Source organism: uncultured Microscilla sp. (assembly GCF_947493425.1).
GTDB lineage: Bacteria > Bacteroidota > Bacteroidia > Cytophagales > Microscillaceae > Microscilla.
Window position 1 is genome coordinate 49732 of record NZ_CANLRP010000011.1, and the last position, 15321, is coordinate 65052.

Annotated in this window: 15 protein-coding genes; 6 read left to right on the forward strand and 9 right to left on the reverse strand. The window is 39.8% G+C overall.

Annotated features, from left to right (window positions below):
• Positions 1 to 5 precede the first annotated feature (5 nt).
• Together Q0954_RS05295 and Q0954_RS05300 are read left to right on the forward strand one after the other, a co-directional pair.
• Positions 6 to 419 carry a hypothetical protein gene (locus tag Q0954_RS05295; RefSeq protein ID WP_299454605.1) on the forward strand — a complete coding sequence of 138 codons (414 nt, stop codon included), beginning with the start codon at positions 6 to 8 and terminating at the stop codon, positions 417 to 419.
• A 3-nt stretch (positions 420 to 422) separates the two neighbouring features.
• Positions 423 to 842: a hypothetical protein gene (locus tag Q0954_RS05300; RefSeq protein ID WP_299454608.1), complete on the forward strand. Its 420-nt coding sequence runs from the start codon at positions 423 to 425 to the stop codon at positions 840 to 842.
• 76 nt (positions 843 to 918) lie between these two features.
• Here the strand turns inward: Q0954_RS05300 and Q0954_RS05305 are convergent, their stop codons facing one another.
• Entirely contained in the window at positions 919 to 1620 is a 702-nt protein-coding gene (locus Q0954_RS05305; protein WP_299454610.1) for an outer membrane lipoprotein-sorting protein, read from the reverse strand.
• 205 nt (positions 1621 to 1825) lie between these two features.
• Here Q0954_RS05305 and Q0954_RS05310 point away from each other — a divergent pair, with 205 nt between their 5' ends.
• Positions 1826 to 3166, forward strand: coding sequence for a hypothetical protein (locus Q0954_RS05310; protein ID WP_299454612.1), 1341 nt, complete (start codon positions 1826 to 1828; stop codon positions 3164 to 3166).
• A 600-nt stretch (positions 3167 to 3766) separates the two neighbouring features.
• A complete protein-coding gene (locus tag Q0954_RS05315; RefSeq protein ID WP_299454615.1) occupies positions 3767 to 4411 on the forward strand; it encodes a hypothetical protein in 645 nt (214 codons plus the stop codon).
• A gap of 188 nt (positions 4412 to 4599) precedes the next feature.
• On the opposite strand, the gene Q0954_RS05320 is transcribed toward Q0954_RS05315, so the two are convergent.
• From Q0954_RS05320 to Q0954_RS05340, 5 genes are all read right to left on the reverse strand, one after another.
• A complete protein-coding gene (locus tag Q0954_RS05320) occupies positions 4600 to 5397 on the reverse strand; it encodes a DUF4097 family beta strand repeat-containing protein (RefSeq protein WP_299454618.1) in 798 nt (265 codons plus the stop codon).
• A 55-nt stretch (positions 5398 to 5452) separates the two neighbouring features.
• The gene (locus Q0954_RS05325) at positions 5453 to 6235 is read right to left on the reverse strand and encodes a DUF4097 family beta strand repeat-containing protein (protein WP_299454620.1); all 783 of its coding nucleotides are present in this window, start codon (positions 6233 to 6235) and stop codon (positions 5453 to 5455) included.
• 97 nt (positions 6236 to 6332) lie between these two features.
• Positions 6333 to 7106, reverse strand: a complete 774-nt coding sequence (locus tag Q0954_RS05330; RefSeq protein WP_299454623.1) for a DUF4097 family beta strand repeat-containing protein — start codon at positions 7104 to 7106, stop codon at positions 6333 to 6335.
• Between the two features lie 555 nt (positions 7107 to 7661).
• The gene (locus tag Q0954_RS05335) at positions 7662 to 8498 is read right to left on the reverse strand and encodes a HEAT repeat domain-containing protein (protein ID WP_299454626.1); all 837 of its coding nucleotides are present in this window, start codon (positions 8496 to 8498) and stop codon (positions 7662 to 7664) included.
• A complete protein-coding gene (locus Q0954_RS05340; RefSeq protein ID WP_299454627.1) occupies positions 8479 to 8997 on the reverse strand; it encodes a sigma-70 family RNA polymerase sigma factor in 519 nt (172 codons plus the stop codon). The genes Q0954_RS05335 and Q0954_RS05340 overlap by 20 nt, the downstream gene beginning before the upstream one ends.
• Before the next feature lie 410 nt (positions 8998 to 9407).
• Between Q0954_RS05340 and Q0954_RS05345 the strand changes: the two genes are divergently transcribed.
• Complete coding sequence (locus Q0954_RS05345; RefSeq protein ID WP_299454628.1) at positions 9408 to 9770, forward strand: hypothetical protein; 363 nt, start codon at positions 9408 to 9410, stop codon at positions 9768 to 9770.
• A 75-nt stretch (positions 9771 to 9845) separates the two neighbouring features.
• Here the strand turns inward: Q0954_RS05345 and Q0954_RS05350 are convergent, their stop codons facing one another.
• Positions 9846 to 10604, reverse strand: a complete 759-nt coding sequence (locus tag Q0954_RS05350) for a nuclear transport factor 2 family protein (RefSeq protein WP_299454630.1) — start codon at positions 10602 to 10604, stop codon at positions 9846 to 9848.
• A gap of 276 nt (positions 10605 to 10880) precedes the next feature.
• Here Q0954_RS05350 and Q0954_RS05355 point away from each other — a divergent pair, with 276 nt between their 5' ends.
• A complete protein-coding gene (locus Q0954_RS05355) occupies positions 10881 to 11225 on the forward strand; it encodes a transposase (RefSeq protein ID WP_366916713.1) in 345 nt (114 codons plus the stop codon).
• A 631-nt stretch (positions 11226 to 11856) separates the two neighbouring features.
• Here the strand turns inward: Q0954_RS05355 and Q0954_RS05360 are convergent.
• Both Q0954_RS05360 and Q0954_RS05365 read right to left on the reverse strand, forming a co-directional pair.
• Positions 11857 to 12021 carry a hypothetical protein gene (locus Q0954_RS05360; protein WP_299454632.1) on the reverse strand — a complete coding sequence of 55 codons (165 nt, stop codon included), beginning with the start codon at positions 12019 to 12021 and terminating at the stop codon, positions 11857 to 11859.
• Between the two features lie 229 nt (positions 12022 to 12250).
• The gene (locus Q0954_RS05365) at positions 12251 to 15202 is read right to left on the reverse strand and encodes a tetratricopeptide repeat protein (protein WP_299454635.1); all 2952 of its coding nucleotides are present in this window, start codon (positions 15200 to 15202) and stop codon (positions 12251 to 12253) included.
• Positions 15203 to 15321: the final 119 nt, after the last annotated feature.

Consider the following 15321-nt stretch of genomic DNA (forward strand, 5'->3'; position numbering starts at 1 on the left):
TCCAGATGGATCAAGCATTATATAATTTATTGGTAGCATCTTTTGACCGCGATTTGTCTGACGAAGAACAGGCTGCTTTGAACCAAGGACTGGAAAAATCAGAAGATTTACGCCGGGAAAAGATAGCGTTGCAAAACCTGAGAAAGTTGACGGCTGCACAATCGCCTGAATTTGCCCCATTTTTTGCCGGAAGGGTCATGCATAAAATAGACACGCTACAAACACAACCCAAGGAACCTGCCCTTGCCAAGTGGCTTACCAAAATGTTTCCTAAGGTGGCCTTGTCAGGAATGGCAGTGATTGTGTTGCTCATTATCAACACTTATTTTATGGAGGGGAGTTTTTCGCTCGACACCTTATTGGGCATTTCGGAAGTGGCTGCTGAAGATGCTGACTATTTTTTAATGGAGAATTTCTAAGTTATGAAAATAAAAACAACTGTTATATTAATCGCTACTTTGCTCATAGGCATTGTGCTTGGCTCATTGGGTACAGGATATTTTGTGCGCAAAAAAGTAAAAAACATATCGAGGCGATTTCGTGAGCCTGACCGATTTAAACATCACTTGATAGAACGCCTCAATGTAAGTGAAGACCAACAAGTTATTATAGAGCCTATGATAGAAGCACACTTTAAGCAACGGCACAAGTTAAGAAAACAACATTTTAATGACTTGATAAAAATGGAGGAGGGCTTTCAGAAAAAGATTTCGGTTCATTTAGAAGATGATCAGATGGAGTATTTGAGAAGAAGACTGGAACGTTTGAAACGGAGGTTTGAACGACGAAGCAGAGGCAAACCCCGCCGACACCATCGTAAAGAACACCACAAACCTGAATAAGCAAGTGCTTACACTCACAAACCTGTATTTGTGGGCGTAGGCATTTTTTATTTATAAGAAAGCTTTAGGGGTATCATCAGTTATCTCCCGGATAGGCAAACAATTTGTCGTTGATTGGCTCATTAATTTTTATTGAATTGATGGTAATTTCAAATTCAGTTCCTTCTGTGACACCTGTAACTTTGTGGGCAAACATAATCCCTCCTACCTTTTTATAGTCAGCATAATAACGAGTTACTTTGGTTCCGGTTTCTTCTCTGATGCTTTCTACTTTTAAGATCATATAGCTTTGGGTTGCTATACAAAAAGCCACTTGTTGCCCGTCTTTTTTGGTAACTAATAATTTATAACAGTCTTGTCCTTTGACCCTTTGCCTGCCTTTAAAAGCTATTTTATGTCCTCTTTTTTTGTAATCTACCCACAGCCTGTCAAACTCCCGATCACCCATTTTACGAGTATTGTAGCCACTCATCCTTTCTGGCATACCTAAATGGTTCATTTTCCAGCCTTGCCTGCCATCATAAGCACTCGTTACAAAGTCCATTCCTTGTATTTGTACCACTATTTTCAACCTGTTGGGGCTTTTGTGGTATTCTATCATCTGGATGGTTTGCCCTTGCGAGCGCACGGTCATTTTTTGCACACGTGACCTCATTGCTCTGAGCTGGTCAATCCCTCCTAGTTTTTCAATATGGGCACTCACAATTTTATCTGCGTTTTGCGCCTGCCCAACCAAAAAGCCAAGGCAAAACGCTACGCTCAATATTAGTTTAGTCATTGTATTTTTTAGGTCTAAGTTTTGAATTGGCTGCAAAAAGGCTTCACCTGATTGGTAGCTCCAACGGAAAATTTATTACAGTCATTGGGCTATAAGCCTACCTACCACCATAAATATCCACTCGATAGTTTGGCGTATATTGTCAATAATTGTAAGTTATATTGTCACTTCTGCAAACTATTTCTAAATACACTATTGTCCACTTATGAAAATACTGTTAATTATAGCCTTGTGGTTGAGTACATTTGTCCATTTGCACGCACAAAAGATGCAAAAGCCGTCAAATACCCAGGAAGTCATTCAATTGATCAAAAACCAGTCAATCTCTGGTCTCCATGCGTTAGTCAAATCTAAAAACTATGACCTATCGGGACTTGACCTCGACAAGATAAAAAGTGTGCTGTGGCAAAAATATGTACAAGAACAAACCCAAAACCCAGCACGTCGCCGTGAATATACCAAACGCCGCATTAGCTTTGGTGACAAGACCATGCGTTATACTGCCACTACCAAAGGGCGTAAGCCTGCCAAGGGCTACCCATTATACATTGCGTTGCATGGAGGGGGTGGAGCTCCCGCTCGCCTCAATGACAGTCAGTGGCGGGCAATGCAAAGCTATTATTTAAGGTGTGTACAAAATGGCATTTATGTAGCTCCGCGTGGGGTAACCAATACCTGGAACCTACACTTTGTAGCAGAGTCTTACCCTTTATATGACCGTCTGATTGAAAACCTGGTATTATTTGGCGGTGTAGACCCTAATCGTGTGTATTTGTTAGGGTATTCGGCAGGGGGCGATGGAGTATATCAGGTAGTGCCACGCATGCCCGATCGTTGGGCTGCCGCCAATATGTCGGCTGGTCACCATAACAATGTATCTCCATTGAACCTGGGGCAAGTTCCCTTTTTGCTTCAGGTAGGCGAACTGGACAATGCCTATAAACGCAATAAGGCTACAGTGGGTTTTGCCCAAAAGCTACGGCATTTGCAACAAAAATACCCATCACAATTCAAACATCAGGTGTTTGTACACTGGGGCAAACAGCATAGTAGAGTAGCCGACTGCCCCAGAAACAGAAAATCGGTAGTGATTGCCAACCCTTATGAGTGGCAGCAAAACCCCTCAAGAAAAAAGCTGGGCAGGGCAACTACCAACGCCATTGCCTGGCTCAGTCAATATACTCGCCAGCCTTTGCCCAACCACCTTGTATGGCACAGAAACACTGTTGCCTCCAGTCGTTCGCAAAATGGTGCACTTTTTTATTGGCTCAAAGCCGACAATAAACCACTCGAAAATGAACAAGTAGAGGTGACCATAGACCGGATAAAAAATCTAATAGAAGTAAAAAAATGGCGGCAGGACATCACTATATATCTTCAGCCTGCTATGGTTGATTTTAAACGACCAATATACCTTACAAAGGATGGATATAGCGAAAAGCGTATATTGTTGCCCAACTTGCAAACTATGATAGAAACCTTGTTACAACGGGGCGACCCTGATTTTATATTTTGCGCTTTGCTTACTCTGAAAAAAAAGAATTAATATTGAGCAGTAATTTTAGTCAAAGTCGGTTGCTGGTGATCAGTTATTGATGAATTTAAAAACTATTTAATGGGGTGTTTAGGCGTAAAGCCTAAACGCTTTTAAAAATAAAATGAGTAAGTCATCTTAATATAAAATACTGGCTTACAGTATTTAGGGAGTTTGCAATAAATAGTCTCCCAAGTTTTGGTGTATGGTTTTGATCAAAGACCAGGCGCATTTTAAGGGCATAGCAACGCTACGGCCGCAAGATGCAACGAAGTATTTGGACAAAAAAATCGCCAAAAATGGGTAGCTTATTTTTTGTATGCTCCCTTAACAAGGTGAACATTTATTCGAATCAGCTATGGACTATCGCCTAAATACTTCTAACTACGCTTTTTGTAAATAGCTTAAAATCAGCGTGATACAAAAGCGTGGTTACTTGTGGAACAGGGTGTAGCACCGATCTGCATCGGTATCTAAGGACTTGCGACTTGTCGCACCGATATGCATCGGTATCCAAGGACTTGAAGCTTGCCCCTGTCGGGGCTATGGACTATTGCTCAATAAGTCTTGTATTTTTATTGTACGATGTTTAAGACCAGAAAGTAGAATTTTATGCCACAAGCAAGATTTCAGATTGGTGTTTGGTACGCCAAAGACCACGTTGTTTCTTTGATAGATTACATAGAACTTTTTAAAAGGGGATGGATCGAAAAATCTCAGGTAAACCTAAAAAGTTCTTACTTGCTTATTAATATCGATGAGCAAAGCTATCACCAGTTTAACTGTTGCCACGTAGAAATGATGGGACTTCAGTTTAGAGATGTATACCAACGCCTGATGCGGGGCGAAGACGCCATTTTGCGTCCGGCAGTCATTGGCACACCCAACGTTTGGTACTTGGTGCTTGAACCTCAAAAAGATTTTGTGTATGTGTCGTCGCTTACTATTCACGACAAAGACCCTAACTTGTATAGCAACCTCTGGTACAACGACTTAGGATTGGGACAATGCGAGGCAGTATTTCCATTTGAAACTCAGTTTAACACACAAAAGCAAGCCGATTATCTCTACAACTACTTGGTGCAACACAAAGAAGTGCTTAAAAACCATAGCTGGAAAGGGCGCGAGCATACCAATTTTTTTACTGAATTGGCCATTCCTAAATCTATCCTCCTCAATGATTTACGCTTGTATGGGCAAATGGGGCTGGTGGTGTATGACATTACCGAAGAGGAAGTAGAAGTGGAGTATTATTAATTGACGGTTTGATGCCTTAGTACAATTTCTAAAAGTTAGATACTTATTTTGATGAGTGGCTGATTTTTTTGGATCAATAACCATATAACTAACCAAGAATCAAAATACGATAAAAATAGGGCAAACTTGCAGCACCGATATGTATCGGCACCCAAGGATTTGCTGCTTAAAGCTTGCCCCAACTAAGGCTACTTTGCTTTACGCAAATAAATATTGCCTTGAAACGATTTGAGTCGGAGCTCAGTACCTCCACCATTGAGTTTACCCTTCAGACGCGCCCGTCCGCCTATTTTGCGGTAAGATTTACCCACTTTAGTAGGGGGCTTTATTTTGATAGGTAGGTCTGAGAAAACATCGCCCGAATAAGAGCGCATATCAAGGTTGGCTTTTTGCCCCGAAGCAATGCTTACGTCTATAAAACCACTGATACTCTTGAGGTTGAGCTGGCAATTTTTTGGGTGTTGCATTTCTATATTGCCACTAATGGTTTTTATTTTGAGCTGTTTAGTGCTGGCAGGCACATTTACCTCATAGCGAATACTGGCTAATAAAAAACGTCCGTTGACCTGGTGTGTTCCATCCTCATCGTTGTATACAGTTACATTACCATACGATTGATAATTATTATGCTCATCGCCAGTAACAATGAGGGTCTTGGTAATCTTCGATAGATCTTTAATCCGCGAACGAATTTCAAAGTCGCCAGAGCCTTTGTCTGTAGCCAGCTCAAATTTATCGTTGTGCTTGCCCCCGTTAATGTCTACCCAAGCTGTTACCTTTACTTTATTTTGGTTCCAGGTTTTCACTTTGATATTGTTGGCATATTTCAAGTTCAGATACAACTCTTTGCTTTGGTCAAAGTCAAAGGTTTTGTCTATTTTTTTAGCCGTTTTTGAGGTGGTTACTGGAGTCTTTTGACTCCACGCCTGCAGGCTCAGCAATATTGCCAACCATACTATACTGAGAGTTTTTACTTTATTTTTCATGGAAATATGTAGTTGGTGGTGAGTATGTGCAGGCGCTGCACATACCTTATATAATTTATTTTTTACGTAGGTAAATATTGGCGTGTCTGGCTTCTAATACCAGCGCTTTGCCCCCTCCGTTGAGTTTGGCAGTCACCTCGGTGGCAGCCGTCAGATTTTTCAAACTACTCTCTTGAGCCTTATCTGTTTGAATGTCCATATTGGTAAATATTTCGCCATAGCGACTACTAGCTCTCAAGTCGGCCTTTGTTTGCGCAGGCAAGCTAATGTCCATGCCTCCATAGCGAGCGTCTATGCTCACATTATTGCTCATACTAGCAAAGTCAGCCGTTACCAGCCCATAGCGTGCCTCTATCTGTACGCTCCCGCTGAGTTGCTCTACCCAAACTTTGCCATAGCGTATGTCAATGTTTACATCAGTACCAAACCCTTTGACTATCAACTTATTAAACCAGTTATTTGAAATATCTACCCTAAGCTTCATTGCCTGAGGTACTTTGATGGTATACTGCCTAGAGCTGACCTTACGCACCGCCTTGATGGTAGTTACCCCTCCTTCGGTTTTATAATTGAGCCCTATTTGGGTGTTGTCATCTCCTCCTGTAATCGGCTTCAGTCCTTTGGCTCTTTCATTGTCAGAGCGGCGGTGTTTGTGCCCACCTTCTATCAAAACCTCTGAACCCTTGTAGGCTTCCAGTACCAGCTTTCCTGTCATTTCGCCAATTTGTAGTGTACCCGATTTTACCGGAATTTTAAAGGTTTGAGCTTGAGCAAAAGCAGTCAATGATACCAAAGTAAGCACAAATGCCCACTGCTGTAGATTCAATAAATTTTTCATGGAATTTTGGTTTTATATTTCTTTAATGGTGTAATAAATTACAAGGGCAGCATTTATGTCTGCCCCTGTATGGTTATAGTATATATGGTAGTCTGAATTATTTCTTGCGGATATACACATTTTTGTAAGGCGATCGGACTTCTATGTCTACTCCCCCGCCGTTGAGTGTACCTTTTACCTTGGCTTTTCGTTGCAACCCTTTACCATTGTCCAACTTAATGTCCAGGTTAGTAAATATGTCGCCGTAAGACGACTCAGCCGAGATGTTTGCTTTGGTATTGGCGGGCAAGGTTACATCTACATCGCCATAAGGCGACACTATAGAAGAAGGTTTGCTTTGGTTTACCTTGCTAAATACTACTTTTGCTCCTTTGTAGGTAGCATTCACCAATACAGGTCCCGATACATTGTGGAGCAATACCTTTGCATACGTCACATTTACTTCTATTTCTCCGTCAAAATCTTTCACCTCCAGACGTCCTGCGTGTACACTCCTTAATTTTACTGCCAACGCCACCCCCTTAGGTACTTTGATATAATAATTCACTTTCTTTCTTCGTATACCTTTCAGTATCAACACATTACCTGATTTTTCCTGGTTCAAGCCCAAACCAGTATTGTCGGCTGCTCCTCCTATCATTGTCAGGCCTTTTGCCTTGTCCGGAATCTTCAAACTGGGGGCAGTTACCAATACCTCGCTTCCAGCGTGTTGTTCTATAAAAATATTGCCTACCAACTCCTCTATTTTTAGTTTGTCTCCTTTACCCAAACCTATTTTAAACTCCTGGGCAACAGCATCAAATACTACCAAACTTGTCAATACAAGACCTGCTACTATTTTTATGAGATGTATATTCAATAACTTTTTCATTGTTTCTGATTTTTTCTTATGAATGAGTTTCTTGGTTTATATGATTTTTTCAAGCATTACTTATATCAATACTCCGCAGTAATTTTAGTCAAAGTTGAAATTTAAAAACTATTTAATTGCGTGTTTAGGCATAAGGAATTGTTCAAAAATAAATTTACACTCTGAGGGGTGATTTTTCGCCTTGATACTTCGTTATTTTTATTGCCCGTAGCGCTGCTATGGGCGCAAAAAATAGCCTCGTCTCAAAACAAAACCTCTACCTCAAGAATGGTAATTTAATTTCTCACCATTCCTAAGACCCAACGCCCTTTTAAAAATAAAGCGAGTACGCAACTTTGATGTAAACCACTGATTAACTTCGTTTAGCTCACAAGTTCGGTTTACAAATATTAACCGGGGGTAAACATTTACTCGAATCCGCTTCTAACTACGCTTTTTATAAGTTGCTAAAAATCAACGTGATATAAAAGTGTGGTTACTTGTGGAACAAGGTATACCTAGAACCTTGCACCTAGTCCCTAGAACCTTGTCGGGGCTATGGACTATGGACTATTGTTATATCGCTTTCAGGTTATTCTGGATTACCTCTTTTACCTTTTCAGGAATTTCCTTATCGTTTTTCAATATTCTTTCAATGGGTTCTTTCACTCTTTTGTCTTTCAGAGCAAGCAGCATATTTACCATAGCAATTTTTACTACTGGGTCGGTTTGATGGCTAATAGACACAATGAGCGCATTGCGTACTTTGGGATTATCTTTGTATACAAACAAGGCATTGGCAGCTGCCAATCGCACGTTTTGGTTCTCGTCGCTGTTTAGCGTGTTAATCAAAGCATCAATTGCCTGGTCGTTGTTATCGGTAAAGTTACGCGCGGTGGTTTTTACCGCTTTCAAGCGTTCGCTTGCCGAAGGTTTCTTTAATTTTGCCAAAGTTGCCTGCATTTCCTGCAATTGCTTTTGCACCGTATCATGTTGGTTATTTTGCGCCACTTTTGGAGCTTCTACCGACAAGCGTCCGGCAAAAAAACTTGCCACCACCAACAACAAACTAGCCGCTATGCCTATGCCCCATTGCAAACTACTTCGGCGAATCTGTACCACCCCAGCATCAAGCTGAGGAGTATTTTTGTTCAACTCCACTGTTTCACTTGACTGCCCGGTGTCCTCTTTCATTGCAATCATTTTTTCCAGTTGCTTATCAAACTGATCACCCAGTTTTGCTTCGTTTTGTGCTTGGGCAAAAAACTGAAATTGCACTTGGTACTGACGAAGTTGCACCGGGATTTTTTGCTCATCTTGGGTAAAATACTCTATAAGCAGGCTTTCTTCTTTTAGGGTGGTGTCTCCCTTATAATATTTTTCTAATAATATCTCAATTTTTTGTGAGTCCATAGTTATGCGTATTTGTCAAAACATCTCTAACTTTTTTGCGTGCCCGCGATAAATTTACCCGGACATTGTTAATGCTCAATTGCACTACTTTGGCAATTTCTTCAAACTCCATCCCCTCTATATCGCGCATTTGAATGATCATTTTTTGCTGTTCAGGCAAACGGTCAATCACCCGCTGAATAAGGTTGGAAGTATCTCGCAACTCGGTTTTTCTATCGGGCGCAGTCACCCCCGACCTTATAGGCGCTTGTTGGTCAATGTCTACATTTTGATTGCGCTTGGCTTTGAGTTTGTCAAAACATTTATTTTTGATCATCGTCATTGCCAGTGCCTCCACACTATTGTATTGGTCCAACTTGTGCCGTATATCCCAGAGTTTGAGAAAAACATCTTGTACTGTATCTTCTGCTTCTTCGTGGTTTCTCAACAACCTAAAAGCAAACCTAAACAACTTGTTTTTGGTAGAAAGTACTTCTATTTTAAATTCTTTTATTTCCATTCCTTATTGCTCTCATAAAGGTAGACGGGCTCGGTAATCAAACATTACAACTGAGGTAAAAAAAAACTTGTGACAAAAGTTAAGTCACTGTAAAACAGTGAATTAAATAGGTAAATTAATTAAAAAATATTTTCAAAAACTTTAGCTAATTTTATTTAGCAAATGCTTTTTATTTTAACAATAAGCTTGTACATTTAACCTGTAATCTTACAAAACTCATTTGATACGCTTAGTACAATTTCTGATGGTATTATAGTCAAAAACTAAAAAATTATGTCAACTTAGAATATAACCCGCTTTTTAGTTGTCTAACCAAAAGATTTTACCCTAAATTGGCTCAATTTATTTTTTACAGGTTACGTAATAATTCGCACCAATATCATTACACCTATTACTATTATTTAATGCAAATGAAAAAAGCAGTTTGTATACTTCTTTTCCTTTACCTGTTTTGTCCGATAAGTCAGGCACAAACGCGTTCTTTTAGGGCAAAGGTGACCCAGGAAATAGCTCTACATCAAAAAGCTTTTGCCCAAAGAGTTATTTTCAATATCAGCAGGTATTTTCAAATAAGAGGGGAAGTATTACCCAAGATGCGCCTCCATTTTCGTGGGATGGTGATTGTAAGAAAGCAGCTATCTACTGATACCTGTATTTATGAATTTTCTCAAAAACAAAATAAACTCATTCTTGCCGAAAACGAAGTGCGAACACTCGCTGGGCTGGCACCCAGACTCACAATGATGGTAAGCAACCGGTTGCCCATCGATTGAAAAACGATTAAACAAAAAAAACCCGACAAATAATTTATTTGCCGGGTTTTTTTAAGGACAATACCAAGGGTTGAATTAAATCATCCCGTTATTATGCGCCATTTGCGCGGGTATTGCCTGCACAGTCAACCAGTGTTTACTAATGTGTGCCTTTTCGTCCAAGCAATACATAGCATATATTACATGGGCTTTACCATTGACAATCCCGCTACTCTGCACTGCCACCATATTCCCCTCCACGACTACTCTGTGTACTTTGTCAACCTTATATTTACGATGACGCGCTACCCAACGCTCTATTCCTTGGGTAACATCAGGCGCATGTAAAGTAACATTAGCCACTAAAAACCGTTCAAGGTTTTCATATTGCCGCAGCAATAACACCTTATCGTATAGTTGCTGTATTTTTCGGTGACTTACATCAGTCAATGCTTGAGCAGCTTGTTGCCCATTACTCATCGTAATCACTTGCTCCCAAGCATAATCATCTATAGCTTGTATAGCATCCCAGTGCTCGGCAATTAGTCCATTCTCTAAGCGAAACATTTCTGCCACCAACTTTTGTTGTCCGGCAAAAGCCACCTTAAAATGGGTAAACACCAAATCACCCTCTGCCATCATACCCAGCTCAGGCGTTGGTTGGTTGGCGTCTTTAGGCAAACTTTTGAGTATCTCTAGGGTTTCTAATAAGCCTGCCTTGCCAGTTTTTACCATAGGGTTATGTTGAATATAGTCGTCAGTCAGTAGGCGGTCAACTGCATGGGCATTTTGTTGCCCTATGATGTCGGTATAAAATTGTTTTACTATAGATTTATTCATACAAAGTTGTTCCATATCGAATAGAAAGTTTTGCCCTTGGTGTGTGTACCAAGGAATAAATAGTTATTAGAAGAGATAAAATTAGAGGGTTCGCAAGTAGGCATAGTTATGCTATAGCACAACTTTGTAATGCTTTGCCTCACTTGCTATAAGGAGGGATTTTTTTGGTATGTGTTTAAATTTATATTCAACCCAATAAAAGTAGCCAATACTGAGGGATAATCATATTTATTGGGTTGTTTTTTTTCAACTTCAACCTCGCTCTTTTAAGTCTTCCCTTGAGAGACTTGTATTGATAATCAATCAATTAAAACAGCTTTTTTTATTAGTGAAGACAAAAGTACTGATGGTAATAAAAAGATCAATGGTCGGAAACGGCATATCTTAGACGACACCTTAGGCTTGGTTTGGGCTGTTGTGGTACATGCCGCTGACATTCCTGACGGAAAACAAGCTTGCCGACTCGTGGGGCACGTGTCAGGGTATTTGCCCAGAATGAAAAAAATATTAGAAGATCAAGCCTATAAAACTACTTTTGTGGCTTGGGTAGAAGCTAAAATACCTTCCAAACCTACTTCTACTAAAGGGTTTGTACCAGTGAAGTGGAAGTGGGTCAATGAACGTTCTTTTGGCTGATTAAACTTCTTCTGAAGGCACTCTAAGGACTATAAAAAAACAACCGAAAATATGAAATCTTTTGTTTTATAGGTAAATTACAAAATATTATTAGGACATTTTACTAAATTTTGATAATTCATATCCCTGAGATATTGTTTGATGAGTGTTGCAATTCAACAAACCTAGCCAGGTTTTTTCTGTTTTTATACCTGCCCCCCTATTATCTTAAAACCAGTAAAATTTGATGGCGTGTTTTTAACTGTTTGTAGACCTTTCCTGGCTCCTCAACCTTCCCACAGGCTCGCTCAACAATTCTCAAGTATTGAAAACTCCAATATTTTCGGGGAAGAGAGGAACTTCTTTATCGTCGAAGGATTTCCCTCCTTTGGAGACAACAACATCTAGTGGATATTGGGTGAGCCTGAGAGATGGAGAGAGGTTTACGCATAGATTATTTAACTATAAAGCACTGATAATCAATTGCACATTAAATTTCTTATAAGAAAACCCTGCTCATAAGTAGCGTTATCAGAAGGATGATCGGAGTCCATTCGGTTAACTGTGTCATACTTCTATAAATACTGATAATCAGAGATTGTTTTTTGAAAACGCACAGTTTATTGAACGTTCTCATTTTTTGGTAATTATATTAAGAATTAACCCGACGGTTGAGTTCTTCCTCCAGAAAGTCATCACCCAAAACTTTTTTCAAATCATCATCTGACAATATATTTCTCCCTTGAATTCCCATTGCTATACGTACCCTGTTATTGGGGGTTTTTACTGTGTTAGCAGACCTATCTGTCTTTGACATATCTTTTTGTTTTAAATAATATGGAACTGTACCCTGATAAGTACAATCATCCTGTAAATAAAGTGTAATCAAGTATAATATAGATCAATATCTATTGGGTACAAAGGTAGGGGTTTGTAAGGGGATAGTAAAAAAAGCATCGTAGACAAAGTGTAGACAGGTATCTGGTTTGTGGCATTATTTCATCGTTTTGTTGTTGGGTTCAGAGACAAAGTAGTGTTTTACGTAGCTAAATATACTTACTGATCAAGTCTTTATATTTCTGTTCGTTACTATTATACAGCGCTTTTTCAAGTTCTAGTTTCCAATTGTATAGCGAGCTGTTCTTCTGAAAAACCATTCCTTTTAGTACCGCTTTTACTTTAGATAGTTGGTATACTTCGTATTGGGTCAATACCTGAAGCCAGGGTTTCAGGTATTGTTGGTCTTCTTGGTTGAGTAATACCCCCATTGATTGTTTTCTTTTTTTTAGGTGCTCATCTACAGTAGGTGGAGCCACTACAACGTTACTGCTTTTGCCTGGTGGTCCTAGTGGTATGGTAAACCAAAAAGTACTGCCTAGATTCATAGACGAGTTTACTCCTATAGTGCCGCCATGAGCCTCTACTGCCAATTTACAAAAAGTAAGCCCAATACCCGTAGAATACCATTGTTGACCTTGTGGGGTAGACTGTACCTGATAAAACCTGTCAAATACTTTACCCACATCATTTGCTGGTATACCCAAACCAGTGTCAGTGATACATACCTTGGCAAATTGTTCATCTATGCGTTCTGCCTGAACAAGTATGTCACTATTAGAGGTAGAGTATTTGATGGCATTACTCAACAAATTTACTAGCACCCGTGTTATCAACTCTTTGTCGGCAAGCAAGTTGATAGGGCTGGTTTTTTCAATAATCTTCAGGTTTTTAGTATGAGCCAACCATTCTACTTGTTGCCTGGCATCGGCTACCAACGCAGATACTTTCTCAGATTCCTTTTTGGGTTGCAGTTCGGCTTCTTCCAGTTTTTGAGTATCCAGCATATTGATAATTAAGTGCAGCATTTGCAGTCCCGACTGGTGAATATTGTACTGAATAGACTCTTTGGCAAACCCTTCTGACAAGCCTATGATATTATTCAAAGGGTTTTTAAGGTCGTGGGCAATCATATTTGCCATCTGTTGTTTAAACTTCCCCAACTCTTCTAAAGCCCGGTTTTTTTCGTCCATTTGCTCGTGTATATTCGCGTTTTCAACGGCAATGGCTACATAAGTCGATAGGTTACGCAATAAGTTGAAATGGTGAGGAGAATAGGCCTGTTTTTGGTCACTGTGTACTACAATCATACCTACTATTTTACCCTTGATGAGCAATGGCATATATATGGCAGACTGTGGTAAATGGGTAAGAGAAGTAGTTGCAAGGTATGCTTCAGAGTCAAAATCCTGGATATAGTGAAAAGCATCGATACTGATGTCATTTATTAATATGGGGCGTTGATGTTGGATACACCATACGGCAAACTGGTTAGTGTTGGACATTTCTATAGGGTAAGCATGTGCTGTAGAGCCTCCTTTTACCACCAAGCGATACTCAAGGGTTTGTGGGTGAGCAGTATACAAACCAATGCCAAAGTTGGTAACCTCCATAAACTGCCTGACATGGGCATATACTGTGTCCAGTACTTTGGGCAAATCTAATATAGACGTAATTTCTTGCCCAGCTACATTGAGTATTTTAATGCTTTGATAAGCTTTTTCGAGTTGTAAGTGCTGGTTACTTAATTCTTTCTGTTGCTTTTTGATTTCATCGCGTTGTTTCTCTACCACTTCTAGGGTAGCGCGGAGCGATTCATTGATCGATAAAATTTCTTCGTTTGCCCGAAGTGTGTTTTCATTTGATTTGGTGAGTTTCTGATTGCTTTTTTGTTTTGCCAAAAATAATATCAGTAAAAAGAACGATACCACCAATACCGCCACCAGCGCTACCAAGTTGAGCATACTTTGCTGTGTTTTTATTTTTACCTTCAGTGTAAGTTGCTGCTTCTCCTGTGCCAGCTGCAACGAGTCTTTTTCGTGTTGAAATTTAAGGCGGGCTTTTTCAAAAGTAAAATCTTTGAGTACCTGCTCATCCTTTAGGCTGTCTGACAATTGTTTAAACAATACTTGTTGCTGGAAAGCTGCCTTGTAATTACCCAAGTGATAGTACACATCTGTCAATGCTTTGACCCCTTCCTGGAGTATTGAAGGGGTTTCTGACTTTTGAGCAATGTTTATTCCTTCTTGTAAATACTGAAGTGCCATTGACTGATTGCCCAATAAGTGGTGGGTTTTACCCAACGAAATTAAAGTTTCTCCACGGCGTGCCTGAGCACCTAGTTGTTGGCGTATGTGTAGTGCCTGGTTAAAGTAATACAAAGCCTGCGATTGTTTTTTTTGGGCAAGGTATACCTCACCCATTTTCTGGAGGTTAAACGCCATCAGTATTTTGTTGCGGGTGGTGGTAGTGATGTTTAAGGCTTTTTGTAAGAAAACAATTGCTTGCTTATAATGAGTTTGTTGATAGTAAATATCACCTATATTGCTGTAGCCCAGTGCGGTGAGCCTTTTGCTTCCAATAGTTTTGGCAATGTTTAATACCTTGTGATAGTAGACTAATGCTTCGTTATAAGTACTTTGGCTCTTGAGCACCAAACCTATATTATTGTATCTGATGGCAATCCCTCTTTGATTGTTCAATTGCTCATCTATTGTCAATGCTTTAAAAAAGAACTCCAGAGCTTTGTGAAAGTCGCCCTTAAACTTATAACATAGCCCCAGCCCACTGTAGGCATTGGCAGTGCCTTTGGGGTAATGAGCCGACTGTGACACCTTGATGACCCGGTCAAACAACTCAATGGCTTTGGTGTAGCCGTCTGTCATAAAAGTAGCCCAACCTATATTATAGTAAGCATCGGCAATGCCTGTAGGGTAATTGATTTTTTTTGCAATATTGATTGCCTTATTGGCATAAATAGCGGTGTAGGTAGAGTCGGAAGATTTGTATTGTTCGGCAATTTTATTGTAAATATCGACTGTTTTCTTAGCTGTTACGGGGAGGGTGAGTAACTGCTGCAGGGAGTCTATCGCCGCTTTATCTTGAGTGTAGGCATAACTTGCCCCTAGCAAGATGCATACGCATAGCATTATTTTTTTCATTTTGATGTTTGTGGTTAGTCTTGTGGTAACTAATGAAGAATAAATTGTGTCTTAGGTCTTATTTGTACAAAACTAATCAACAAGCCCTTTAAGGGAGGTTTTTCCTCGTGTCAAATATT